Raw genomic sequence first — 25,182 nt, 5'->3', positions numbered from 1 at the left:
ACCCGGGCTTTTTTCACCCGGGTGTTCTCTTTACATCGCGCTATTTGTTCTCCCTTTTATACCGATCTTCGCTGTGATTTTCACAAGCGCGGGCTAAATGTGGCTATGGGTTGAGAACACCTTTTACAGATTACGAGGAATTCACTGTCATGTTGGACGCTAATTTAAAAAATCAGTTGAAAGCTTATTTGGAAAAAGTGACTCAACCGTTCGAGATCGTTGCGTCCCTTGATGACGGTGACAAGTCACGTGAGCTTCACGGCCTGTTGGAAGATATCAACGGGCTGAGTGACATGATCACCCTGAAAACGGATGGTCAGGATAGCCGCACGCCCTCTTTTGCGATCAACCGTACAGGTGAAGAGACGGGTGTTGTATTTGCCGGTATTCCCATGGGCCACGAGTTTACGTCGCTGGTTCTGGCACTGCTGCAAGTAGGTGGACACCCACCGAAAACCTCTGACGAGGTGCTTAACCAGATTAAAGCGCTCGAAGGCAACATGCTCTTTGAGACCTACTACTCGCTGTCCTGCCAGAACTGCCCTGATGTGGTTCAGGCGTTAAACCTGATGGCGATCTTTAACCCCAACGTCCGTCATGTCGCGATTGATGGGGCGCTCTTCCAGGACGAAGTTGAAGAGCGTGAAATTATGTCAGTGCCCAGTATTTATCTAAACGGTAAGCCGTTCGATCAGGGCCGTATGACCCTTGAGCAAATTCTGGCCAAAGTGGACACGGGCGCCGCCGACCGCGAAGCCAAAAAGCTAAGCACCAAAGCCGCATTCGATACGCTGGTGATCGGCGGTGGCCCCGCTGGTGCTGCGGCTGCCATTTATTCTGCACGCAAAGGCATTAATACTGGTGTTGCGGCTGAGCGTTTTGGTGGCCAGGTATCAGATACCATGGGTATCGAAAACTTTATTTCGGTTACTCATACAGAAGGCCCCAAGCTTGTTAGCGCGCTTGAAGAGCACGTCAAGGATTACGACGTTGATGTAATGAACTTGCAAACGGCAGCTGCCTTTAAAGCCGCTGAGGCCGAAGGTGGCTTGCACGAAGTGACCTTTGAGTCAGGTGCAAAACTCAAGAGCAAAACACTGGTTCTGGCGACCGGAGCCCGTTGGCGCGAAATGAATGTCCCCGGCGAGCAGCAATACCGCAACAAAGGCGTTGCTTACTGCCCGCACTGCGACGGTCCGCTATTTAAAGGCAAGCGCGTCGCGGTTATTGGCGGCGGCAACTCTGGCGTTGAAGCTGCCATTGATCTGGCTGGCATCGTTGCTCACGTCACCCTTTTCGAATTTATGGGTGAAATGCGTGCCGATGCGGTACTGCAGAAAAAGCTTAAGAGCTTGCCCAACGTGGACATTATTTTAAATGCTCAAACCACCGAAGTAACCGGTGATGGCAGCCGCGTTAATGGCCTGACTTACAAAGACCGCAACACCGATGAGACTAAAAACATCGCGCTGGAAGGCATCTTTGTCCAGATTGGCCTGGTGCCAAATACCGAGTGGCTGAAAGGCTCGCCCATCGAAATGACGCCGCGCGGGGAGATCATCGTCGACTCTCACGGCATGACCTCGGTACCCGGCGTATTTGCCGCGGGTGATGTTACCACGGTGCCTTACAAGCAGATTATTATTGCCATGGGCGAAGGCGCTAAAGCCTCACTTGGCGCGTTTGATTACCTGATCCGCAACTAATCGCCAAGCACCAACACCAAAAAGCGGGTAGTGGTTTTCCACTACCCGCCTCCCCTATCCCTTTGACGTATAAGACCGTGACGTCATAACCGCTGCTGGCGGTTTTTTTGTCTTCCCTTTACGCGTAATTTGCCCTTCGTCACTGCTCAACACTGAGCCGTCTGATAAACGTATAAGCCGTACAGTGTCTAGCGCCGTATGGTGAAATCTGCCCGCCATCAAAGCACGTGAACAATACTGCGTCATCCTGGTGATTGCCAGACTCAGCCTCTCTGTATATCTTAACCATTGTTAGCAGAAGGTAATGCTGTTCAATGAATCAAGGACTGCACACAATGACCTCAATGAAAAAGGCATCTGCTTCACCGGACCCATCATCCTCTTCTAAACCCCGCTGGCAGTGGGGCCGAGCAATCCGTGCTGCCGTCAGTATTTTTTTACCTCTTATGGCAGGACTCATGCTTGGCCATATCATGACGGGAATGTGGATAGCCATGGGATGCTTGATGATGGTTACCGGGGAGGTATCAGGCAGCTATCGTGACGTGTATCGAGCAATGTTTATTTCTGCTTGTATCGGATCAGTAGGATATTTAGCCGGGTATTTGCATATATTGGCCTGGAGCGCGGTTATTATCATAATGATGTGTGCAGGAGCTGTGGCCCAACTGCTTAGCAACGTTAGCCATACGTTATCAATTGCAATGTTACAGATTTTACTCTTGGCATCTATCGCCCTGGGCGTGCCTTCGATTAATAACTTCTGGATGCCCGCTCTTTTATATCTTGTAGGCATGGTTCTTTACGCGCTTTTACTGGGCATCGAAATTCTTTTCTGCCGCTATCTGGCAAAAAACAGAGATGCAACGCTTAACGCAGCCAGCCAAAGCACCCCAACCAAACCAGTAGCCATAGTAGCGAGCCACCACTACGCGCAAGCGTGCGCTCTGGCCGTATGCTTAGGCGTTGCCTATAGCGCACACCTGGTTGATGATAATCCGCACTGGTTTTGGATTCCGTTAACCGTCGGATTAATCATGAAGCCTGACTTGGGCTCAATCCACAAGCGAGCTCTTCAACGTATAACGGGCACACTGCTGGGCGTTATACTGGGTGTATTAATCTTGCTTTTTGTTCCTAAAAACGTTGCCTTTGTTCTGCTTATGGCTATTCTAGCGGGCATCCTACCTTGGGCAATGAAATACTCCTATGCGCTACAGGCAGTCTTTCTCACACCATTGATACTGATGCTCATTAACATCATTTTGCCTGGTAGTGCGGATATTAATTACGCCACACAGCGATTACTAGACACAGTCATTGGAAGTTTCATTGTTATTGTATTTGGCTACCTGCCATTAAAATACTATCAGTCGAAATATTTTAAAAATCAGCCAGACACTCTATAAGCGGTTACTTTTCAGGCAGGCTGGATAGATCTTTCTGCGAAACATCGCCCTATTTAGGTATCACACTACACACAGTGCAAGCCGGATCACGCGGTACATTGAAGTGTCGCCACTGGCCTCGTAGACCATCAAAGGTTGCGAGCCCTTGGTGGGTTTGCCCGGCGCCGCTTAGCAATTTGAACGCCTCAACTGCTTGAAAACACCCGATTAACCCCACCAGTGGCGCCATCACACCACTTTCTGCGCAGCCAAGTGCCTCATCGCCCATATCGTCCGGCGGGTAAAGGCAGGCATAGCAGGGGCAGTTTGGGTCACGGGGGTTAAACACTGCAAGCTGACCGGAAAAGCGAATGGCAGCGCCTGACACCAACGGAACACCTACCTTTTGCGTGGCAGCATTGATGGAATAACGACTGGAAAAACGATCCGTACAATCCAGCACCACATCGACAGAAGCAACGAGCTGCTCCAGGGCTTCACCCTCAGCATGCGTTTCAAGTGCTGTAATACGGCAATCCGGGTTCAGTGCCTGCATACTGGCCTTGGCAGAAGCCGCCTTATTCTGCCCAATGCTTGCCTGCTGATGAGCAATTTGACGCTGAAGGTTAGACAACTCGACATGATCAGCATCTGCAATCGTTATCCGCCCGACACCCGCAGCGGCCAGGTAAAGTGCCGCCGGCGAGCCCAACCCTCCCGCACCGATGATCAGCACGTGGGCACTACGCAAGCGCTCTTGCCCTTCAATATCCACTTCAGGCAGCATAATGTGACGGCTGTAGCGCAGCAGTGTCTGATCATCCATCATCGACTTACTTATCCTCAAAGTGCTCAACGTCGGGTACATGCAGGCTAAAGCTTTCTTTCACCTCTTCCATAACCACGTAACTTTTAGACTCTTTGACGCCGGGGAGAGTAAGCACCACGTCTCCTAATAGCTGGCGGTAGGCGGCCATTTCTGGAATGCGGCATTTTAAGATGTAGTCAAACTGACCAGAGACCAGATGGCACTCCTGAATTTGCGGCAGCTTTTCAACGGCTCGGCGAAATTCATCAAATACGGCTGGCGACTGAGTTTCCAGGCTAATTTCAACAAAGACCAGCAAATTGGCTTTTAGCGCCTGGGGGTCAAGAATCGCCTGGTAGCCACGAATAATACCCGCGCGCTCTAGGCGCTTAACGCGCTCCAAACAAGGAGTTGTGGATAGACCAACCTCTGATGCCAAATCAACGTAGGAAATACGTGCATTTTCCTGCAGGCAGCGCAGGATTTTAAGGTCGATACGGTCCAGCGTTCTATTCTTAGGTTTCATAGCAGGATCCATTACAGATAAGCCAGACGAGCTAACAGCGCCCAAGGGTAATACGCTCATGCCCACCGAGGTCGCGAATACTTTCAACGTTTTGATAACCCGCATCTACCAGTGCTGCGCGCACTGAGGCTGCCTGACGATAGCCATGCTCTAGCAACAGCCATCCTGAGGCTGTTAAATAGCGCCGCGCCGTGGCAACTAAATGCATCAAATCGGCCAGCCCATCGCCCTCTGCCACCAAAGCACTCAGCGGCTCAAAGCGCACATCCCCTTGGTGCAAATGCGGATCGTCAGCGGCAATATACGGCGGATTACTCACAATAAGATCAAATCGCTCTACGGGTGTCGCATCCTGCTCAAAGGCAGCAAACCAATTGCTTTGCATGAACGCTACGTTATTCATCCCTAATGCCGCTGCGTTTTGCTGTGCCAAAGAAACCGCTTCTGAGCGCAGATCGGCACCAACCACCTGCCAACCAGGCTGCTCACTGGCAAAGGCCAGTGCAATGGCCCCGGTGCCCGTACCTAAATCCAACAGGCGCCCGGCAGGAGAGGCAACGCGATTGAGTGCTGTTTCTACCAGCGTTTCGGTATCCGGCCGCGGTATTAGCGTCTCTTTTGAAGTGGCCAACCGCAATCCCCAAAACTCTCGCTCACCAGTCAGGTAGGCTACCGGCTGGCCCTGAGCACGCGCCGCCACCAGTGCATCAAAGCGCGCATGCTCCCACCCAGAACAATCACGGTCGCCCCAAGTATAAAGCCATGTACGGTCCCGCTTGATTACGTGGGCAAGCAGGACGTCGGCATCCAGGCGCGGTGAGGCTGAACCCGCGGCTTTTAAGCGTTCTGCCGCGGCCTGTAAAAGCGCATCAAACGTCATTACGTGTCCTGAAGCGCCGATAACTGTTCGGCTTGATACTCGTGGATCAAGGGCTCAATCACCTCATCCAACTGCTCACCACTCACCACTTCATTGAGCTTATAAAGTGTCAGGTTGATACGGTGATCGGTAATTCGACCCTGAGGGAAGTTGTAAGTGCGGATACGTTCGCTGCGATCACCAGAGCCTACCAGTGAGCGGCGGGCATCCGCCTGCTCCTGGCGCTGGCTATCGACCGCGTTACGCTTCAACTTCGCGGCAAGCAGCGACATCGCCTTGGCCCGGTTTTTATGCTGACTACGCTCTTCCTGACACTCAACCACTACGCCTGTCGGTATGTGGGTAATACGAATCGCTGAGTCGGTGGTGTTAACGTGCTGGCCACCTGCTCCACTTGAACGGTAGGTATCGACGCGTAAATCCGATGGATTAATATCGATATCGCCAACATCATCAACTTCAGGCATCACCGCCACCGTACAGGCAGACGTATGAATACGACCTTGAGATTCAGTAGCGGGAACGCGTTGTACCCGATGGGCTCCCGACTCAAATTTCAAACGCGCGTAGACGCTATCGCCCTTAACACGGGAAATAATCTCTTTATAACCGCCCTGTTCACCATGGTTGGCACTCACTACTTCGACACGCCAGCCACGTTTTTCTGCATAGCGTGAGTACATACGAAACAGATCACCTGCAAAAATCGCGGCTTCATCGCCTCCGGTACCGGCACGTACTTCCAAAAACACGCCTCGGCCATCATCCGGGTCTTTAGGCACCAGCAAACGCTTTAGCTCAGTATCCAGTAGGTCTAGCTGCTCGCGCCCTTCACTGACTTCCATCTCGGCAAGCTCACGCATATCAGGATCATCGTCCCGACTAAGCTGCTGGGCTGCCTCGATATCGTTTTCAACGCTGCGATAGCGCTGCCAAGCCGCTACCAGCTCATCCAGCTCGGCGTACTCGCGTGAATAGTCGCGAAAACGCTGCTGATTATTAATGACCTCAGGATCAGACAGCAACATCGCCAGCTCTTCAAAACGTTCGGTAAAGCTATCGAGGCGTTGGCGCAAGGTATCTTTCATGCGGGCGTATTATCCTTCTGGCGGTTAGCCGTGGGCGCGGGCTTTTCAAAAGCGGGTTTAACAGGCAATAGTAAGCGTGGCGCGGCCTCCAGCAAGTCATGCTGCTCTTGCGAGGCGGCATCGCGTATTGCTTGCGTGGGCTGGTGCATTAAGCGATTAGCCAGTTGATGAGCCAGTCGCTCAATCACTTTGGCTGGGTCTTCACCGCGCGCCAAGCGCTCCAACGCCTGATCACGCGATTGATCGCGCAGGGTTTCGGCGTGCTGACGGTAGTCGCGAATCAACTCACCACCGTTACGAATTCGTTTTTCATGCTGCCAACTACTGACACCGTGTTCAATCAGAGACTCGGCCTGGTCAGCAGCCACTTGGCGATAGCGACGATTCTCTTCGATCACCTCTTCCAGGTCATCGACCGTATAAAGGAACACATCGGCAAGCTCGCCTACCTCGGACTCAATATCCCGTGGCACGGCGATATCCACCATAAAGACCGGGCGGTGGCGACGCTTTTTGAGTGCGCTTTCAACCATCCCCTTGCCCAGAATCGGCAGGGGCGATGCGGTGGAAGAAATAACGATATCGGCTTCTTCCAGCGCGGCCGGAATTTCAGAAAGCGTAATTGCCTTACCACCCAGTCGCGAGGAGACAAGCTCAGCACGCTCCCGTGTGCGGTTAGCCACGGTTAATTGACGTACACCGGCTTCATGTAGATGTCGCGCGACCAGCTCGATGGTTTCACCCGCACCAATTAGCAACGCCCGCGAGCGGCTAAAGTCATCAAAAATTCGGCTAGCCATACTCACCGCAGCATAGGCCACCGAAACCGGATTTTTGCCAATCCCGGTTTCGGTACGTACCTGCTTGGCGACTGCAAAGGTATGTTGAAAAAGACGCTCAAGCTCGCCGCCCAACCCCTGCATTTGGCGCGCCTGTTGATAGGCATCTTTCAATTGCCCAAGTATTTGCGGCTCACCCAATACCATGGAGTCCAGACCAACGGCCACACGCATTAAATGGCGCGCAGCGTCGTTGTCTAAATAGTGGTACGCGCAGCGGGTCAGCTCTTCAACACTCAAGTTATGAAAACGCCCTAGCCACTCAAGCACGGCTTGCTCGCCAGCAGCGTCCGTTACGCAATATAGCTCAGTGCGGTTGCAGGTGGAGAGCACCGCCGCTTCGCTAATATGTGACAGACCACGCAGTTGCTCCAGCGCGTGATCTAACTGCGCCGGAGTAAAGGCTACCTGCTCGCGTACGGCCACACTGGCAGTACGGTGATTGATTCCCAAGGCAAGAAGCGTCATGCGGTATGCGTCTTCGCTAGTGGTTCGGTCATCACGTTGCTATCGGTCTTGAAGTCTCAGTGGTTTACGTCTTACGCTGAATTAGCGCAAGTCTGGGCAACGGCTGATCATTACTCAATTGCGCTTATCTGCCAGCCTTTCAAGGGCGACTATTCTATCACAGCACACTAACATCTGGCGTACATCACTTTGCCGCAGCCAGCCAAGCCGCTATGCTGAACGCTCGGCCACTAAAATGAGAGACGCATGCCCCTTCGCTCACTACAATTGGGTTCATCCCTACTGCCCTTGGCCGCCACCGTGGTATTCCTGAGCGGCTGCCAGTCAGCACCCTCTTATAAAGGCGGCTTGCCAGACCTGATAGCTTCTGACCCCATGCAGTCGGCCCCACCTATTACCCGCGGTCTGGACGCCGATGGGCTACGTACGCTGCTTACGGCGGAATTAGCGGGCCAACGTGGCGATTACCGCTCTGCCAGCCAAGGCTACCTGGAGGCATCGCAACGTTATAGCGCTCCGGCGCTGGCTGAACGCGCCACCTTTGCGGCTCGGTTTGGTGACGATGTAGCGTTAATGGAGGCATCCGCACTGCGTTGGCGTGAGCTGGCCCCCTCGGCAGAAGCGCCCAACCAGCTACTGGCTGCGATCTCTTTGCAGCGAGGTGACTGGCTGGACAGCCTTGAACAGCGGCTAGCGATCACTCAAGCAGGCGGCAATGGCGAGCTTACGGCCTTCGTCGACATCGCTATCACGGAAGGGAGCGCACCGCTCAACTTACTGGCCCAGTCGATGCGCGCCCACTTGGCTCAACCCAGTGCAGAGCAGCTTGAGTATCATAGCGATGCCTTGCTTGCCACTGCGCTACTTGAATCAGCGCTTGGCAATACCCGCCAAGCGCAAGCGCATCTGGACGACGTTGCAAAGCAAGCGCCAGAATCGGCGACGCTTTGGCTTGCCCAAGCGCAACTGGCGCTCGAAACTGGCGATCTACACACCGCCAGGCGAGCCGCGCAACAAGGCGCCAGCATTGTCCCCGATGACGTACGGTTTACGCTGCTGCTGGCTCAAGCCGAAATTCGTTTGAATAATATTGCCGCCGCAGAAGTACAAACGGATGCGCTACTGGAAAGCCATGACGGTAACCAGCGTTTACGCTTGGCCCTAACGCAACTTTACCTTGAGGAAGGCTACAGCGAGCCTGCTTACCGCCTGTTGCAGCCACTCACAAGTCAGGACAACGTTCCCGATCTTGCCTACTACCTGCTGGGCACTATCACGGAGTCCCAAGGCGATACCGATAACGCACTGATTTATTACCGCCAGGTAAGCGAGGGAGGCGAGTTTTTACCCGCCCGGGCGGCCGCCGCTCGAATGTTGATTGACGATGACCGTGTGATGGATGCGCGGGCTTTTTTACGCATTGAGCGAATGCGCTATGAAAATTACTTTGGCGACTTGGTCGCCCTTGAAGTTCAACTGCTGGACGAACTGAACGCGCCCGATGAAGCACTAGCGTTACTTGACCGCGAATTGGCTCGCACGCCAGATGACGTTAACCTGCTTTATTTACGTGCCATGCGCTCTTGGGAGAGAGGCAACTTCCCAGGAATGGAGCAAGATTTACGTCAGCTTTTGCGTATTGAACCCAACAACGCAAATGCCTTAAATGCACTGGGCTATACCTTGGCAGATCTTAACTTGCCAGGACGCATGGAAGAAGCCCGCGAGCTGGTTGAGCGCGCCTACGAAGAAGACCCCAGCAACCCGGCGATACTTGATAGCATGGGCTGGGTATATTTCCGACTGGGCCAAAATGAAGAAGCGCTTTCCTGGCTTGAAAGTGCCTATAACCAGATGCCCGACCAGGAAGTGGCCGCTCATTTGGCCGAAGTCTTACATGCCCTTGGTCGTAGCGATGAGGCTCGCACGTTAATCCAACTGGTGCTTGATAGCACAACGCGTCACCCGCAGGTTGACGCGTTACTTGAACGTCATCCTGAACTAACCCCGTCAGGTGCTCCCTAACGGGGCTGGCGCCTCCCTTTATGCTCGATACGCCATTAAGATGCTGCCATTACCCTTTCAACACATTGACATGGAGCCTGTTATGTTGAACACACTGCCCACTTTTATGCGCTTTACCAGCACTGCACGCGCCCCTCGCCTCTTTCTTGCCAGCATAGCGTTACTGCTACTTGCCGGGTGCGCGACGCAAGGCCCGATGGAAGAAGGTGGCCGCCAAGCAGGTCAATGGGAACGCCAGCAAGCGGATATTGACGCTTTTGATACCTGGACGTTGATCGGCAAAGCAGGCCTTCGCACACCACAAGAGAATCAGAGCGCCAACCTGGACTGGAGCCAACACCCCCACTATTTTCGCATGCTGATCAGCGGGCCGTTTGGTGGGGGCCGCAGCGTACTTGAAGGTCGTGAAGGTCGCTTCTCGCTAACCACGGGTGATGGCCGATTTGAAGCAGAAACACCGGAAGCACTGATGGAAGAGCAGTTAGGCTGGTCGCTTCCAGTTAGCGCCATGCCTGACTGGGTGCGCGGCCTGCCCGGTGAACATGCAAGTTATCAGTTGGAAACCGACGAGCTGGGCTTTCCGCAGCACATGCAGCAGGATGGCTGGGAAATTGATTACCGCGACTGGGAAGAGGTTGAAGGTATGTGGCTACCTCGCCGCCTGGTGATGAACTATGACGATGTACGCATCACCCTGGTCGTTAACCAGTGGCGCTCTCAATAACGGTTTATGCGCCCGTTGAGTTGTCGCGCCTAATTCAAGTCACGTGAGAGCTTTAATGTCTGCTTCTTTTACACTGCCCGCACCTGCGAAGCTCAATCGCATGCTGCACATTGTGGGCCGTCGTGACGACGGCTACCACGAATTACAAACCCTGTTTCAAATCGTTGATATCAGTGATCAGCTCACACTCACCCTGCGCGATGACGGCGATATCACGCTCGCCACTCCGGTAAACGGTGTGGCTCACGATGACAACCTGATGGTTCGCGCAGCCCGCCTGCTTCAGCGCTCAGCAGGCACTGCGCAAGGGGCTATTCCAAGGGCTATGCCAGGGGCTACGCTGACCATAGAGAAGAAGCTCCCGATGGGAGGCGGGCTTGGCGGAGGGAGCTCGAATGCTGCCACCGTGTTACTGGGGTTAAATAAGCTGTGGCAATTAGGGCTTTCAGCGACGGCACTGGCCAAGCTGGGCTTGCAGCTTGGCGCCGATGTACCGGTATTTATTTATGGACACAGCGCCTGGGCTGAAGGTATCGGTGAAAAGCTGACCTCCGTGACGCTGGATACGCCCTGGTTTGTGATTATTCACCCGAAAGTGAGTGTCTCAACCCCCCTGATCTTCCAGGACCCGGAATTGACACGCGACAGCCGCCCCATTACTATGGCGCGCGCACTGCAGGGGGGAGCGTCTGAGTGGCGTAACGACTGCGAGGCCATCGTTAAAAAACGCTATCCGCTGGTGGCGGAAGCGCTTGATTGGCTCGCGCAGTATGCACCTGTTCGGCTGACCGGTACTGGCGCTTGTCTGTTTGCGACGTTTGAGTCTGAACAAACCGCACGTACCGTCGCTGAATTGGCAGGTCAACGCTGGCCGACATGGGTCGCACGCGGACTGAACACCTCTCCCCTACAAGATGCTCTGGGCTGCTGAAAGCGCCCGGTCATCGCATTAGGTTATTGCTGGGGTATCGCCAAGTGGTAAGGCACCGGTTTTTGGTATCGGCATTCCCAGGTTCGAATCCTGGTACCCCAGCCAACCTGACATGATCTGCGTTTTCTCCCCTGATTCCAAACACTGCAAAGGTGGCTGCGCGTGTCAAAATTGATGGTTTTCACCGGGAACGCCAATCCCGAACTCGCTCAAAAAATTGCCGAGAGCTTGGACAGCCGCATGGGTAATGCCACGGTTGGCCAATTTAGCGACGGCGAAATCGCAGTCGAGATCAATGAGAACGTGCGCGGTAAGGACGTGTTTATCCTCCAGTCCACCTGTGCACCGACGAATGACAACCTGATGGAGCTGATCCTGATGGTTGATGCTCTGCGTCGTGCCTCAGCGGCGCGGATTACGGCGGTCGTGCCGTATTTCGGCTATGCACGTCAGGACCGCCGCGTACGCTCTGCTCGTGTACCTATTTCCGCTAAAGTGGTTGCGGACATGATGGTAAAAGCGGGTGTTGATCGCGTAATGACGATGGACCTGCACGCCGACCAAATTCAGGGTTTCTTCGACGTACCGGTAGACAACGTCTACGGCTCGCCGATCCTTCTGGATGATATCGAGCGCCAAAACTACGCTGACCTGGTCGTGGTTTCACCCGACGTAGGCGGTGTCGTTCGTGCTCGCGCTATCGCCAAACAGCTGAATGCTGATCTTGCGATTATCGACAAGCGTCGCCCCCAAGCCAATCAGGCTCAGGTGATGCACATCATCGGTGAAATTGAAGGCCGTACTTGCGTAGTCGTTGACGACATGATCGACACCGCTGGTACGCTTTGCAAAGCCGGTGAAGCACTGAAAGATCATGGCGCTGCACGCGTAGTGGCCTATGCTACACATCCGATCTTGTCCGGCCCTGCCGTTGACAATATCACCAACTCTGTACTGGACGAAGTTGTCGTGACCGACACTATTCCGCTTGCCGACCATGCGCGTCGCAGTGGAAAAATTCGTCAGTTGAGCGTTGCCGGTTTGATTGCAGAAGCGATCCGCCGGGTTAGCAACGAAGAATCTGTTAGCGCGATGTTCCACTGATCGCCTAACGATATAGCCCCCTTCTGGGGCCTTGGGAGCGTCGTCGTCTGGTCGCGGGCGGCGGCGTTTCCTTACTTAAACCAAGAGGCAAATTACATGTCTGATTTTATCCTGAAAGCCAGCGTTCGTAACGACCTGGGGAAAGGTGCGAGCCGCCGCCTGCGTCGTGCGAACCAACAAGTACCGGCCGTTGTTTACGGCGGTGAAAAAGGCGCGCAATCAATCTCTGTAGAAAAGACTGCTTTCTACAAAGCGATTGAAGACGAAGTCTTCTTCTCCTCAGTAATCAAGCTGGTTATCGATGGTACAGAAGAGCAAGTAGTGGTACGTGATCTTCAGCGTCACCCCTACAAGCCGCTTCTGACTCACGCTGACTTCCTGCGTGTTGACGCTACTCATGAAATCACCATGAACGTACCGCTTCACGTAATCGGCGAAGAGCAGTGTGTGGGCATCAAAGACCAGGGCGGCGAACTGCACGTACTGGCTAACGAAGTTGCTATCAGCTGCCTGCCGAAAGACCTGCCTGACTACCTGGAAGTTGATATTTCCGCGGTTGAGCTGGGCACGATTTTGCACCTGTCTGACCTGACACTGCCGAAGGGCGTTTCCTCCGTTGACCTGTCTCACGGTGAGGAACACAACAACGCCATTCTCAGCATTACGAAAGTTAAAGTACGTAATGACGAAGAAGCAGGCGAAGGCGAAGGCGAAGAAAGCACCAGCGCTGAGTAAGGCCGATAAGGGTGCGCATCGCCTTCATGGCTGAATACGTACCTGGCCCGGGCCATACCCGTATGACCCGGGAATGATAAGATCAAGCGCTTCGGCGCTTGATCTTTTTTGCGACTTGCCTTTTTGCAACTGCACCTCAAGCCGTCAATGACGCACGACGTCAAGAATACGCCCGGATTTTTTTGGAGGTAGGTCAATGAGTCAGGTAACGGCCCTGATAGGACTAGGCAACCCCGGCGCCGAGTATGATGCCACCCGGCACAATGCGGGCTTCTGGCTGGTCGATGCCATTGCGCGCAGCGCCCATACCGAACTGCGCCCGGAGAAGAAATTCCTCGGCCTGTATGCCAAGGCCCGCGTGGGCGACCACGAGCTTCATCTGCTCAACCCTACCACCTTCATGAACCGAAGCGGTGCCTCTGTGGCAGCGCTTACCCAGTTTTTTAAACTTGCCCCCGAGAATTTACTGGTCGCTCATGATGAGTTAGACCTCCCCCCGGGGCAGGCGCGCTATAAGACAGGCGGTGGCCACGGTGGTCATAACGGCCTGCGCGATATCATCAGCGCACTTGGCAATCAAAAGCAGTTCCACCGTCTACGCATCGGCATCGGTCACCCAGGTGAGGCACGTCAGGTAACTCACTACGTGCTTGGTCGGCCCGGCAAAGACGAGCAGGCGGCCATTGATCATGTGCTTAACGAATGCGAAGCCACACTCCCGCTTGCACTTGATGGCGATTGGGCTAAAGCCATGAATCGCCTGCATAGCGTAAAATAGTTACTATCGATTTTTTTTCACTTTAGACCCGCGCTGAACACATCCTTTCGTTAGCGCGCGCCTAGCGACCAGGAATGAATTTATGGGCTTTAATTGCGGTATCGTCGGCCTACCCAACGTAGGCAAATCCACGCTCTTCAATGCGTTGACAAAATCAGGCATTGATGCGGAAAACTTCCCGTTTTGTACGATAGAACCCAACGTAGGCATCGTCCCCATGCCTGACCCACGTTTGGACAAGCTGGCTGCGATCGTCAAACCTGAACGAGTCCTGCCCACGACCATGGAGTTTGTCGATATCGCGGGCCTGGTGGCAGGTGCCTCCAAGGGTGAAGGTCTGGGCAATAAATTTCTTGCCAACATTCGCGAAACCCAAGCGATTGCCCACGTGGTGCGCTGCTTTGATAACGACAACGTTATCCATGTTGCCAACCAGGTTGATCCTCGCGCCGACATCGAAACGATTAACCTTGAGCTTGCCTTGGCGGATCTGGACACCGTTGAGAAGGCCAGCCAGCGGCTCTTGCGTTCGGTTAAAGGCGGCGATAAGGATGCCATCGCAACCAAAGCCATCCTCGACAAGATTGAGCCGCACCTGGCCGAAGGCCACCCACTGCGCAGCTTCGGTCTGGATGAAGACGAAAAGCGTCAGGTGAAAAGCTTTGGTTTTTTAACCCTAAAGCCCACCATGTACATCGCTAACGTCAATGAAGACGGGTTTGAGAACAATCCTTACCTGGATATCGTTGAAGAGATCGCTACCGAAGAAGGCGCGGTCGTGGTGCCCGTCTGCAACCAGTTGGAAGCTGAAATCGCTGAGCTGGAAGATGAAGAACGCGCCATGTTCTTGGGTGAGATGGGCATGGAAGAGCCCGGCCTTGACCGCGTTATTCGCGCAGGTTATGCCCTACTGGGCCTGCAAACCTACTTCACTGCAGGCGTAAAAGAAGTCCGCGCATGGACAGTAAAACAGGGTGCTACGGCCCCAGAGTCTGCTGGCGCTATCCATACTGACTTCCAAAAAGGCTTTATCCGCGCAGAAGTGATCGCCTATGACGATTTTGTATCACTGGGCGGTGAGCAAGGTGCCAAGGATGCGGGCAAATGGCGCTTGGAAGGCAAAGAGTACATTGTGAAAGATGGTGATGTGGTGCACTTCCGGTTTAATGTTTAATTGACCACCCCGTAACCTGCTAGCTCCTGCCATGGGCGCACTCCTGCGCCCATGGCAATTTGTCTCTTCATCTGCCGCCTTCAGGCAACGCCCCTACCTCTTTTTTCTTAATTTTTCAGTGGCATCCTACGACCAGCCGACTAATACTGAGGCATCAGAGCTTATTCAACCGGAAGCTGATACCTATGGAAACACTGTACAAAGTGCTGTTACTTGGCAGCCTGATGCTTATAATCATTGCGCTGGTGCAACGGCTCTCTGCACGTACGGCGTTTCCTGAAGCGACGCTGCTGGCGTTAACAGGCATCACCCTGGGGCTCTCTTACGCTACCCTGTCGACATTGTGGCCTGCCATAGATCTCTTTGATCCTCTCTTATCAGCATCCTTGCCTGCTGAAATATATCTGTGGATCTTTCTCCCCCCGCTGTTATTCCAGGCAGCGCTCAGTGTTGATGTTCGTGAAATGGTGCCTGATGCAGCGCCTATTTTACTCCTTGCGGTAGTGGCTGTTTTCGTTGCTACAGGTATGGTGGGCCTGTCTATATGGCTGCTAGGCGCAGCAGCGCTGCCTGTTGGGCTGTTACTTGGCGCTGTCATCGCGACAACTGACCCATCCGCCGTCATTGCCATTTTTCGTAGCGTTGGAGCACCTCCACGGCTAATCCGTCTAGTGGAAGGCGAGAGCCTGCTCAATGATGCGGCCGCAATCGCGATTGTCAGCGTGCTACTCGCCTCACTTACCGACCATGTCGCTACCACTGCGCTACAGGTGGCCGGGATGCTAGCGTTATCCTTGGGTGGCGGTTTGATCCTTGGCGCTATCATCGGGCGTATCGGTGCAGAGGCGCTCGCTCTTATCGGCAACGATGGCAAAGCGCAGATAGCCATCACGCTTTCTCTGCCATACCCCACCTACCTGCTGGGCGAAAGCTTCGGTGTTTCGGGGGTTGTCGCCGTCGTAGCCGCAGGCCTGGTGCTCAACGGTTTAGGCAGAACGCGGACGTCGCCCGCCAATTGGGAATACCTGCAACTTCTCTGGGTGCAAATTGCCTCCGTCGCGGGTGCCATGGTGTTTTTGCTCGCCATGCTGCAAGTGCCAAAAATGCTGGAAGGGATGACTCTTGCGTGGCTACCGTTACTCGTAACGATTATTCTGGCGACCTTACTGGCACGCCTCATCGTTCTATTTGGCTTTCTGCCGCTGTTGAATCGACTCAAGCTTTCAACGCCGATCAGCGCCAGCTATAAGCTGGCTATCACCTGGGGCGGGCTACGTGGCGCAGTCACACTCGTACTAGCGCTTGGCGTTGCAGAGCAAACAGCGCTTTCAGCAGATGTTCGCCACTTTGTCGCTATCCTGGCCACCGGCTTTGTACTATTCAGCCTATTGGTTAATGGAACCAGCCTTCAGGCGGTCATTCGCAAGCTAAAGCTTGATAAGCTAAACCCTTATGATAAAGCGCTTCAGCAACAGGCTATTCATCTTTCGACCATTGAGGTTGAAAGCGCGGTACAGCGCACGGCACAGAACTTCAACATTGACCCCTCCATCACCGATGATGTCATTGCTAAATTTCGTCGTGATATGGCCATCGAAACGGCCCCTTTCGAGCTTGATCAAGCGCTACCAGAACGAGACCGTATGGCAATTGCGCTGGTGACACTGGCTGTTCGAGAGCGCGACCTGATTCCGCGCTACGGAAACGGCGTCACCAGTATCCATAACCTGGATACGATGATGCGCGCCAGCGGCAGAACCATTGATGCGGCTCGCTCAGAGGGCCGCATTGGTTATAACAGAGAAACACGAAAAATAACCTCACACACTCGCGGGGTTAAGCTGTGTACCTTTCTTCACCAGCATATGGGGATTCGCTGGCCGCTGACACGTCTGCTATCTAACCGCTTTGAGCTATTAATTTGCCACAGGGCGGTACTAGAAGAGTTGCGTCATTACACTACGCAGCGGCTAACCCCGCTATTCGGTCAGCGCATGGCTGAATTACTTGATGAGGTGCTCAATATAAGGATCAGCGCCGTCGACCAAGCGATACGTGAGACGGAAGCAAAGTTTGGTCGTCACGCCTATCAACTTGAGCAACGCATGTTACGCCTTTATGCGCTGCGCCGAAGTGCTGAAAGCATGGAAGAAATGGTAGAAGACCGCTTAATCTCTCAAGAGGTTTTCGACGATATACAGCGTGGTTTACATCGCATTTGGCACAAGGCAACAGAGCGGCCCAGCCTTTCCGGGAACGATTACGGGCCCTCTCCTAAGCCCCCTCACAAACTCACTGACAAGCCACCAGGGAAGAGCCATTCCCTACCCAACGTAATGCCACCAGACAAACAACCTCAAAAAGACAACGAGTAACTACTGGGCATAGCGCTTATTACGTTAAAATATTGACGAGCGGAAAAAAGCTGTTAATATACGCCCCCGTTGAAAGGCTACGTAGCTCAGCTGGTTAGAGCACATCACTCATAATGATGGGGTCCCCTGTTCAAATCAGGGCGTAGCCACCAACACCGAATAGCGAAAGGCCCGCTGACTTAGTCAGCGGGCCTTTTTCGTTGCTGGGCGTTATCTAGTGCGCATCAACCAAGCGCCGGCCGATTCAGAAACACTTTCAATGCTCGGGTTAGGTATTCCACATCACGCGTACCCGCCGTTTCACGGATAGAGTGCATGGCCCACTGTGGCACGCCGATATCCAGCGTAGGCACGCCAAGCTCCGTCGCCGTAATCGGCCCAATGGTGCTACCGCAGCCCATATCCGCCCGCGTCACAAACGACTGTACCGGCACGTCGGCTTCGCGACACACATCACGAAATAGCGCACCGGTTACGCTATTGGTGGCGTAGCGTTGACTGGCATTCACCTTGATAACCGGGCCGCCGTTAATGGCTGGGCCATGCTGCTCATCATGCTTATCGCGAAAGTTAGGATGCAACGCATGCGCATTGTCACAGGAAATCATCAACGATGACTGAATCAACTGGATCAGCGACTCCTCGCTGCCCTCTCCTACCTGTGCATTGATGCGCTTAAGCACATCGCCCAGAAACGGCCCCTGCGCACCACAAGCGCTCGCACTACCCACCTCCTCGTGGTCGTTCGCCACTAACAACGCCCCCTGGCTACCATCACTTTCGAGCAAGGCCTCCATGCCAATAAAACAGGAGAGCAGATTGTCCAGGCGCGCACTGGCGATGAGCTCTTGCTTAACACCTACGAGCGAAGGCGGCTGCACATCGTAAAAACCCAGTTCAAAATCCACCACCTCAGCGGAGCGCACACCGTGCTGCTCCTCAAGCCAAGCGGCTAGCAATTCAGAAAGCTTGGTGCTATCGCTTTGCAGCAGTACCGCCGCCATTTGCGTTTGCGGATTAATAGCACGGCCCGAATTCACGTCGCGATCCAGATGGATTGCCAGGTTCGGCACCATCGCAATAGGCCGGTCAACATTCAGCAGCAGGCTTTCCAGCCGCCCGTCCGCATGGCGCACATGTACGCGCCCGGCTAATCCTAAATCACGGTCAAACCAGGGTGCCAACAGTACGCCCCCATACACCTGCACGCCAAGCTGTAACCAACCTGCAGAGTGCTGTGTGGCATTAGGCTTTAAGCGCAATCCGGGGCTATCCGTATGCGCGCCCAGCATACGCAAGCTTTTCAGCGTATCGCCTGGCAACTGAAAGGCGATAATTGAAGAATCATTGCGCGTAACGTAATAGCGCTGCCCAGGCGCCAGCTGCCAATTAGCCGTCTCATGGAGACGCTGAAAACCTGCTTTCTCCAAGCGTTCGGCCATTGCCTTCGTTGCATGCCAAGGTGTGGGCGACTGGCGTAGAAAATCACATAACCGCGTTAGCCGATCGGCGTTGAAAGCTTCGGACATGGAAATCCTCATAACAGTAATGATTGAGTCTCATAGAGCAAACGACCTGCTACAATGCCCCCTGGCCTACGCAACACATAGGTCACAAGCAGGTCTAGGGAAGAATGAGTGTACACAAATCCGGGAGAGCTTGACTGATGAGCTTGTTTGCAACGCTTTCGCGCTCGGTCGCCCTTGCCGTGATGCTGGTTGTTACCAGCCCGGCAGTTATGGCACAAATTGCGCCGACCGACGAACAACGCCAAGCGGCAGTAGAAATTGCGGATGCGCTCCGCTACGGCCACTACGCCAACATAACGTTTGATGAGCAGTGGTCACAGGAGGCCTTCCAACGCTACCTGGATATCCTCGATGGTCAACGCGCTTATTTACTGAATCGCGATATAGAGCCCTACCGCCATTATGAAAATGATATGGCGGAAGCACTCTTTAACGGCGATTTGGATGATGCTTACGCGCTTTATAACCAGCTAAGCGAACGTAATATTGCGCGGGTTGAATGGCTGCTTGCACGTCTTGATGAAGGCCTATCGTTTAACTTTGATAGCGATGAGCGCCTGGAAATTGATCGCGAAAATGCTCCCTGGGCCACCCGCGAGAGCGAACTTGATGAGCTATGGCGCAAGCGGTTAAAAAATGACGCGCTAACGCTCGCGCTTACCGACCAGGATGACGAGCAGATAGTCGACAATTTGCGCCAGCGCTATGAAGGCCAGCTTAGCCGACTACGCCAAACCGAATCAGAAGATGTCTTCGGCTTGATAATGGCAGCGGTCACCAGCACGATTGACCCACATACCGGCTACCTTTCACCACGCCAAAGCGAGTCTTTTGACATCCAGATGAGCCTCTCGCTGGAAGGCATTGGCGCGCTGCTGCAGGCCGATGGCGAATACGTAAAAGTAGCAAGCCTGGTGCCCGGCGGCCCCGCTGACCGTGCAGATGTCCTGGAACCTGCCGACCGCATCATTGCAGTTGGCCAGGAAGAGGGCGAAATGGTCAACGTTGTGGGCATGCGCCTGGACAATGTCGTTGACTTGATTCGTGGCCCCAAAGGCTCCGTCGTCCGCCTGGATATCGTGCCCGCCCAAGCGGTGGACATGACCCGCTCGCATATTGTCGAGATCACTCGCGATACCGTAAGCCTTGAAGACCAGGCGGCCCATGGCGAAGTGATCAACGTTGAGCGAGACGGCGAACCCCATCCCATTGGGGTCATTAACATTCCTACTTTCTATGTTGATTTTGACGCCTGGCAGGCGGGCGAAGAGGAGTATCGCAGCACCACACGCGATGTCGCCCGTGAAGTTGAGCGTTTAAAAGAGCAAGGCGTAGAAGGCATTGTGCTGGATCTGCGTAATAACGGCGGCGGCGCGCTTCAAGAGGCCAACTCGCTGATTGGCTTGTTTATTGACCGAGGCCCCACCGTACAGGTGCGTGACGCTCAAGGGCGCATTCAGCTGTACGGCGATACCGACGCAGGCACACTTTACGATGGTCCGCTGACCGTGCTGGTTAACCGTCTTTCCGCCTCTGCCTCGGAAATCTTTGCAGGCGCTATTCAGGACTATGGTCGCGGCCTGGTAGTAGGCTCATCAACCTTTGGCAAAGGTACCGTACAAACGCTGAACGACCTGAGCCATGGGCAGATCAAGCTGACCCGCGCCAAGTTTTACCGCATCACCGGTAAAAGCACGCAAAACCGTGGGGTTGAGCCTGACATTAGCTTCCCGAGCTTAATCGACCCAGAACGGATCGGAGAAAGCAGCCTGGATAACGCCCTTGGCTGGGATACTGTTCAAGATGTTCAGTATCGTCGCTACGGAACGCCGGAAACCTTTATGGGCGCACTGAGCACCCAACACGCAGCGCGCGCCAAAGAGAACCCCAACTTCCGCTATGTTGAGCGTCAGTCCACGCTGGCCCGCCAGCTACGTGAGCAGCACACCAGCGTGAGCCTGAACCGCGAGCAGCGCCAGCGTGAGCTTGAGGCCCAAGAGGCCGAGCAGCTTTCGCTAGAGAACCAGCGTCGCCGGGCACTCAAACTGCCAGAACTAGACGAGTGGATGGATGCACGCCTGGAAAGCAGCGAGCCAAGTGACGATGCTGACGAAAACGGAGATGATGAAGGCATGCCCGCTGATCGCGCTCCCGTACTAGAAGCCGCAGAAATCCTGCTGGATTACGCGCAATTTCAACAAGCCCAGCGAATGGCGGCACGCTAAATAACCATTGATCGCTGTATGACGCCGGCCTTTTAGGTCGGCGCTTTTTACGCATTACTTTTGACCCGCCAGATACGCGAAATCAACCCAATACCGTTAGGCAGCGGGTGCTAATAATTTTACAGGCGTTAATAACGACTTAGAGACGATAAAGAGGTAATAAAGGTTTGAATAGATAATAAAGATCAGGGGAGCTAGAAAACAGACCGAAGCACGCTTTTCAGAACTAGGCACAAAGGAAGCACACTGTGAATCTAAAAAGGCAAGTAGATGGCTCCTCGAACAGGACTCGAACCTGTGACCCAATGATTAACAGTCATTTGCTCTACCAACTGAGCTATCGAGGAATAACGCGCTACCTATAGGAGGCTATACCGAAACAGGTAGTAAAATAGTAAGCTTGGCTCCTCGAACAGGACTCGAACCTGTGACCCAATGATTAACAGTCATTTGCTCTACCAACTGAGCTATCGAGGAACATCTTAAGCTATTGTGTTTTAAGCAGAACCAACCTGTAAAGTGTTGGCTCCTCGAACAGGACTCGAACCTGTGACCCAATGATTAACAGTCATTTGCTCTACCAACTGAGCTATCGAGGAACTTCTCAAACACGGTGCGTAGTATACGGATTTAGAGGCCAAGGTCAAGTATCGATTATTGGGGAATGCTAGCCCCCGGTTTCTTGTGCCCGTATAATAGGATTATTCAACAGTAGCCTACGCTGCTAAAACGATACCCCATTCATTCCTCGTCCCCCCGACGACCCATAGACGACAGGTACCGATGGCGAAGAAGCTCTTCATCAAAACGCACGGCTGCCAAATGAACGAGTACGACTCCTCCCGTATGGCGGATCTGCTCGGTGAATCTCACCAGCTTGAACTCACCGACAACGAGAAGGAAGCTGACGTTATCCTTCTTAACACCTGTTCAATTCGTGAGAAGGCGCAGGAGAAAGTGTTTCATCAGCTGGGGCGCTGGAAAAAGCTAAAAGACGCCAACCCGGACCTGGTGATTGGCGTAGGCGGCTGCGTGGCGAGCCAGGAAGGCGAAGCGCTGCGCAAGCGTGCACCCTTCGTGGATATGGTTTTCGGCCCGCAGACGCTGCACCGTGTGCCCTCCATGCTGGATGCGCGCAGCAACAATCAAATTGCCGCGGTCGATGTAACCTTCCCGGAAATCGAGAAGTTCGATCACCTGCCCCAGCCCAAATCAGATGGCGCAACGGCCTTTGTCTCGATCATGGAAGGCTGCTCCAAATACTGCACCTTCTGCGTGGTGCCCTATACCCGCGGTGAAGAGGTCTCTCGTCCGTTTGAAAAGGTCATGGATGAAGTTATTCATCTGGCCGATCAAGGGGTGCGCGAAGTCAACCTGCTGGGCCAAAACGTTAACGCCTACCGAGGCGACAACGACGACGGTGATGAAATTGATCTTGCCGAGCTGATTGCCTGCATCGCTGCAGTAGACGGCATTGACCGCATACGCTTTACCACCTCGCATCCGGTTGAGTTCACCGATAGCCTGGTGGATGCATTTGCAGACATCCCGGAGCTGGTCAGCCACCTGCACCTGCCGGTGCAATCGGGTTCCGACCGGATTCTAAGCGCCATGAAGCGTGGCCATACGGCCGAAGAGTACATTGAGAAGATGGAGCGCGTGCGCGCCAACCGTCCGGATATCAGCTTCTCATCGGACTTTATTATCGGCTTCCCGGGTGAAACCGAGGAAGACTTTGAAGCCACGATGAACCTGATCCACCGGATTGGCTTCGATCACTCGTTTAGTTTTGTGTACTCGGCGCGCCCAGGCACCCCCGCCTCAGGCCTGCCGGATGACACCCCAGAAAGCGTCAAGAAGCAGCGTTTGGCTATCTTGCAGGAGCGTATTCTGCAAAACGTGGCGCAGATCAGCCGCCGCATGGTGGGATCTACCCAGCGCATTTTGGTCACCGGCTTTTCACCAAAAGACCCCGGCCAACTCTCTGGGCGAACGGAGAACAACCGTGTGGTTAACTTCCGTGCCGCCAACCCTACCGAGCTGATCGGCTACTTTGTGGATGTTGAAATTACCGAGGCATTCCCCAATTCGCTGCGTGGCGAACTCGCCTCCCCCGAGCGTTACTGACCGCTATATTATCTTAGGTAATTGCCCCAACCCGGTTGGGGCAGTAAGCTGGGTGTTTACACACATTAACTGACGGATTTCCTACTCTTGAGCCAGCCATCACCTCAGGCCAATCGCATTATTACCCTAAGCCTTGAACCCAATGACCCACAGCGGCTTGCCAGCCTATGTGGCCAGCAGGACGAGCACCTAAAGCTGATTGAGAGTCGCCTGGACGTGACCTTGCGCAACCGAGGCAATATGTTTCAGCTGGCCGGTGCTGCCAACCGCATCAAAGCGGCGGCTAACGTGCTTGAGCACCTCTATCGCGAAACGGCAGTGGATGATCTTTCGGCAGATACCGTGCACCTGTTCCTGCAAGAGTCTGGTCTGGAAGCGCTAGAAGATGAGCAGGACGGAGAAGGCAGCCCCGATGACGTGGTAATGCGCACGCCGCGCACCATGATAAAGCCGCGCGGCTTGAACCAGCAGCGCTACGTCACCAGCATCCGCGAGCACGATATTAACTTCGGTATCGGGCCGGCCGGTACCGGTAAAACGTATCTGGCGGTGGCGGCAGCGGTTGAAGCGCTTAACCAGCAGGAAGTGCGCCGCATCTTACTGGTACGCCCAGCGGTTGAAGCGGGAGAAAAGCTCGGCTTCCTGCCTGGTGATCTGGCCCAAAAGATCGACCCGTACCTGCGCCCGCTGTACGACGCGCTTTACGAGATGATCGGCTTTGAACAAGTAGCCAAGCTCATCGAGCGCCAAGTGATTGAAATAGCGCCGCTGGCCTATATGCGCGGTCGTACGCTGAATAATTCGTACATCATTTTGGATGAGAGCCAAAACACCACGCCTGAACAAATGAAGATGTTCCTGACCCGGATCGGTTTTGGCTCAACGGCCGTGATCACCGGAGATATCACCCAAGTCGATCTTCCCCGTGGGCAGCGCTCTGGCTTGTCCCAAGTGCTTGACGTACTTAAAGATACGCCTGGCATCGGCGTTACCCACTTTGCCGCCAAGGATGTCGTACGTCATCCCTTGGTCCAGCGCATTATCGAGGCCTACGACGACTTCGAGTCGCAGCAGGAAGTGGAAGAACGTGCCCTCCGTGAAGCGCGCCAGCAAGAACGCGAGGCGCGCCTTCAGGGGCGTGAACAGCCTCAGGAACGATGGGGAGATACATCACGTTGAACAATATCGTGATTGATCGACAGGCCGCTATTGATGAACCACTGCTGCCCACGCTTGAACAGCTCACCCACTGGGTGGGCTGTGTGTTTTCTCATCACCCGGATGATGAGCGCCAAGAGCTTACGATCCGCTTTGTGGACGAGCAAGAAAGCCAAGCCTTAAACCGCGATTATCGCGGCAAAGACAAGCCCACCAATGTGCTATCGTTCCCATTTGAAAACCCGCCAGGGCTCACACTACCGCTGCTCGGCGATTTGATTATTTGTCATGCCGTTGTGGTAAAAGAGGCGGGCGAGCAACAGAAGCTTTTAGCGCATCACTATGCGCATATGGTCGTTCACGGCACGCTTCATTTAATGGGCTATGACCATATTGAAGATGAGGAAGCAGAAGAGATGGAGCAACTAGAGCGTACGCTGCTAGCTGAGCTGGGCATCTCTGACCCTTACCATGTGCCATGACACTTACAACGCGCAGGGAAGAAACCGTTCATTGATGCAAAGCGAGACGCATAGTGCAACATAGCGCCCTGGACCAGGGGACACCGCCTTGTTGGCACCCTGTTTTTTGTTG

At 54.1% G+C, this 25,182-nt stretch carries 20 protein-coding genes and 5 tRNA genes; 16 read left to right on the top strand and 9 right to left on the bottom strand.

The window, feature by feature from the left end; genetic code table 11:
• Window positions 1-149: 149 nt before the first annotated feature.
• Window positions 150-1,706, top strand: a complete 1,557-nt coding sequence (ahpF, locus tag ACT3RU_RS11810) for an alkyl hydroperoxide reductase subunit F (RefSeq protein WP_192527527.1) — start codon at window positions 150-152, stop codon at window positions 1,704-1,706.
• A gap of 314 nt (window positions 1,707-2,020) precedes the next feature.
• The gene (locus ACT3RU_RS11805) at window positions 2,021-3,115 is read left to right on the top strand and encodes an FUSC family protein (protein ID WP_192527528.1); all 1,095 of its coding nucleotides are present in this window, start codon (window positions 2,021-2,023) and stop codon (window positions 3,113-3,115) included.
• A 49-nt stretch (window positions 3,116-3,164) separates the two neighbouring features.
• Here ACT3RU_RS11805 and ACT3RU_RS11800 read toward each other — a convergent pair whose 3' ends face one another.
• From ACT3RU_RS11800 to hemA, 5 genes are read right to left on the bottom strand one after another with little or no spacing between them, the layout of a single operon-like run.
• Complete coding sequence (locus ACT3RU_RS11800) at window positions 3,165-3,923, bottom strand: HesA/MoeB/ThiF family protein (RefSeq protein WP_192527529.1); 759 nt, start codon at window positions 3,921-3,923, stop codon at window positions 3,165-3,167.
• A gap of 4 nt (window positions 3,924-3,927) precedes the next feature.
• Window positions 3,928-4,428: an Lrp/AsnC ligand binding domain-containing protein gene (locus tag ACT3RU_RS11795; RefSeq protein WP_087106768.1), complete on the bottom strand. Its 501-nt coding sequence runs from the start codon at window positions 4,426-4,428 to the stop codon at window positions 3,928-3,930.
• A 31-nt stretch (window positions 4,429-4,459) separates the two neighbouring features.
• Window positions 4,460-5,308 carry a peptide chain release factor N(5)-glutamine methyltransferase gene (prmC, locus tag ACT3RU_RS11790; protein ID WP_192527530.1) on the bottom strand — a complete coding sequence of 283 codons (849 nt, stop codon included), beginning with the start codon at window positions 5,306-5,308 and terminating at the stop codon, window positions 4,460-4,462.
• Window positions 5,308-6,396 carry a peptide chain release factor 1 gene (prfA, locus tag ACT3RU_RS11785; RefSeq protein ID WP_192527531.1) on the bottom strand — a complete coding sequence of 363 codons (1,089 nt, stop codon included), beginning with the start codon at window positions 6,394-6,396 and terminating at the stop codon, window positions 5,308-5,310. Before prfA ends, prmC begins: the two co-directional genes overlap by 1 nt.
• The gene (gene hemA, locus ACT3RU_RS11780; RefSeq protein WP_192527532.1) at window positions 6,393-7,703 is read right to left on the bottom strand and encodes a glutamyl-tRNA reductase; all 1,311 of its coding nucleotides are present in this window, start codon (window positions 7,701-7,703) and stop codon (window positions 6,393-6,395) included. The genes prfA and hemA overlap by 4 nt, the downstream gene beginning before the upstream one ends.
• Before the next feature lie 246 nt (window positions 7,704-7,949).
• Here hemA and ACT3RU_RS11775 point away from each other — a divergent pair, with 246 nt between their 5' ends.
• From ACT3RU_RS11775 to ACT3RU_RS11730, 10 genes are all read left to right on the top strand, one after another.
• Window positions 7,950-9,728 (top strand): tetratricopeptide repeat protein, encoded by a 1,779-nt coding sequence (locus ACT3RU_RS11775; protein WP_192527533.1) that lies wholly within the window; start codon window positions 7,950-7,952, stop codon window positions 9,726-9,728.
• Window positions 9,729-9,810: 82 nt separating this feature from the next.
• Window positions 9,811-10,452: a lipoprotein insertase outer membrane protein LolB gene (gene lolB / locus ACT3RU_RS11770; protein ID WP_087106778.1), complete on the top strand. Its 642-nt coding sequence runs from the start codon at window positions 9,811-9,813 to the stop codon at window positions 10,450-10,452.
• A 55-nt stretch (window positions 10,453-10,507) separates the two neighbouring features.
• The gene (gene ispE / locus ACT3RU_RS11765; RefSeq protein WP_192527534.1) at window positions 10,508-11,383 is read left to right on the top strand and encodes a 4-(cytidine 5'-diphospho)-2-C-methyl-D-erythritol kinase; all 876 of its coding nucleotides are present in this window, start codon (window positions 10,508-10,510) and stop codon (window positions 11,381-11,383) included.
• Window positions 11,384-11,413: 30 nt separating this feature from the next.
• Window positions 11,414-11,488 (top strand) — tRNA-Gln (locus tag ACT3RU_RS11760).
• Between the two features lie 57 nt (window positions 11,489-11,545).
• On the top strand, window positions 11,546-12,487 hold the full coding sequence (locus ACT3RU_RS11755; protein WP_018916716.1) for a ribose-phosphate pyrophosphokinase: 942 nt from the start codon (window positions 11,546-11,548) through the stop codon (window positions 12,485-12,487).
• 96 nt (window positions 12,488-12,583) lie between these two features.
• A complete protein-coding gene (locus ACT3RU_RS11750; RefSeq protein ID WP_192527535.1) occupies window positions 12,584-13,222 on the top strand; it encodes a 50S ribosomal protein L25/general stress protein Ctc in 639 nt (212 codons plus the stop codon).
• Window positions 13,223-13,418: 196 nt separating this feature from the next.
• Window positions 13,419-14,000 (top strand): aminoacyl-tRNA hydrolase, encoded by a 582-nt coding sequence (gene pth / locus ACT3RU_RS11745; protein ID WP_087106784.1) that lies wholly within the window; start codon window positions 13,419-13,421, stop codon window positions 13,998-14,000.
• 82 nt (window positions 14,001-14,082) lie between these two features.
• Window positions 14,083-15,174 carry a redox-regulated ATPase YchF gene (ychF, locus tag ACT3RU_RS11740; RefSeq protein WP_192527536.1) on the top strand — a complete coding sequence of 364 codons (1,092 nt, stop codon included), beginning with the start codon at window positions 14,083-14,085 and terminating at the stop codon, window positions 15,172-15,174.
• Between the two features lie 185 nt (window positions 15,175-15,359).
• Window positions 15,360-17,549, top strand: coding sequence for a cation:proton antiporter (locus ACT3RU_RS11735; protein ID WP_192527537.1), 2,190 nt, complete (start codon window positions 15,360-15,362; stop codon window positions 17,547-17,549).
• Between the two features lie 75 nt (window positions 17,550-17,624).
• Window positions 17,625-17,701: transfer RNA gene (locus ACT3RU_RS11730), tRNA-Met, on the top strand.
• A gap of 72 nt (window positions 17,702-17,773) precedes the next feature.
• On the opposite strand, the gene ACT3RU_RS11725 is transcribed toward ACT3RU_RS11730, so the two are convergent.
• The gene (locus ACT3RU_RS11725) at window positions 17,774-19,078 is read right to left on the bottom strand and encodes a M18 family aminopeptidase (protein ID WP_192527538.1); all 1,305 of its coding nucleotides are present in this window, start codon (window positions 19,076-19,078) and stop codon (window positions 17,774-17,776) included.
• 137 nt (window positions 19,079-19,215) lie between these two features.
• Here ACT3RU_RS11725 and ACT3RU_RS11720 point away from each other — a divergent pair, with 137 nt between their 5' ends.
• Complete coding sequence (locus ACT3RU_RS11720) at window positions 19,216-21,303, top strand: carboxy terminal-processing peptidase (RefSeq protein WP_192527539.1); 2,088 nt, start codon at window positions 19,216-19,218, stop codon at window positions 21,301-21,303.
• 271 nt (window positions 21,304-21,574) lie between these two features.
• Here ACT3RU_RS11720 and ACT3RU_RS11715 read toward each other — a convergent pair.
• The 3 genes from ACT3RU_RS11715 to ACT3RU_RS11705 all read right to left on the bottom strand — a co-directional run bounded on the left by ACT3RU_RS11715 (window position 21,575) and on the right by ACT3RU_RS11705 (window position 21,902).
• Window positions 21,575-21,650 (bottom strand) — tRNA-Asn (locus ACT3RU_RS11715).
• A gap of 54 nt (window positions 21,651-21,704) precedes the next feature.
• Window positions 21,705-21,780: transfer RNA gene (locus ACT3RU_RS11710), tRNA-Asn, on the bottom strand.
• 46 nt (window positions 21,781-21,826) lie between these two features.
• Window positions 21,827-21,902 (bottom strand) — tRNA-Asn (locus tag ACT3RU_RS11705).
• A 184-nt stretch (window positions 21,903-22,086) separates the two neighbouring features.
• On the opposite strand from ACT3RU_RS11705, the gene miaB reads away from it, so the two are divergent.
• The 3 genes from miaB (at window position 22,087) to ybeY (ending at window position 25,070) form a co-directional block, all read left to right on the top strand.
• Window positions 22,087-23,430 carry a tRNA (N6-isopentenyl adenosine(37)-C2)-methylthiotransferase MiaB gene (miaB, locus tag ACT3RU_RS11700; protein WP_192527540.1) on the top strand — a complete coding sequence of 448 codons (1,344 nt, stop codon included), beginning with the start codon at window positions 22,087-22,089 and terminating at the stop codon, window positions 23,428-23,430.
• Window positions 23,431-23,517: 87 nt separating this feature from the next.
• Entirely contained in the window at window positions 23,518-24,609 is a 1,092-nt protein-coding gene (locus ACT3RU_RS11695) for a PhoH family protein (protein ID WP_192527541.1), read from the top strand.
• On the top strand, window positions 24,606-25,070 hold the full coding sequence (gene ybeY, locus ACT3RU_RS11690) for an rRNA maturation RNase YbeY (RefSeq protein ID WP_192527542.1): 465 nt from the start codon (window positions 24,606-24,608) through the stop codon (window positions 25,068-25,070). The genes ACT3RU_RS11695 and ybeY overlap by 4 nt, the downstream gene beginning before the upstream one ends.
• Window positions 25,071-25,182 lie beyond the last annotated feature (112 nt).

The sequence above is a fragment of the Halomonas sp. TP35 genome (assembly GCF_052375975.1).
Taxonomy (GTDB): domain Bacteria; phylum Pseudomonadota; class Gammaproteobacteria; order Pseudomonadales; family Halomonadaceae; genus Vreelandella; species Vreelandella citrativorans.
This window is presented reverse-complemented; position numbering and strand designations above follow the sequence as displayed.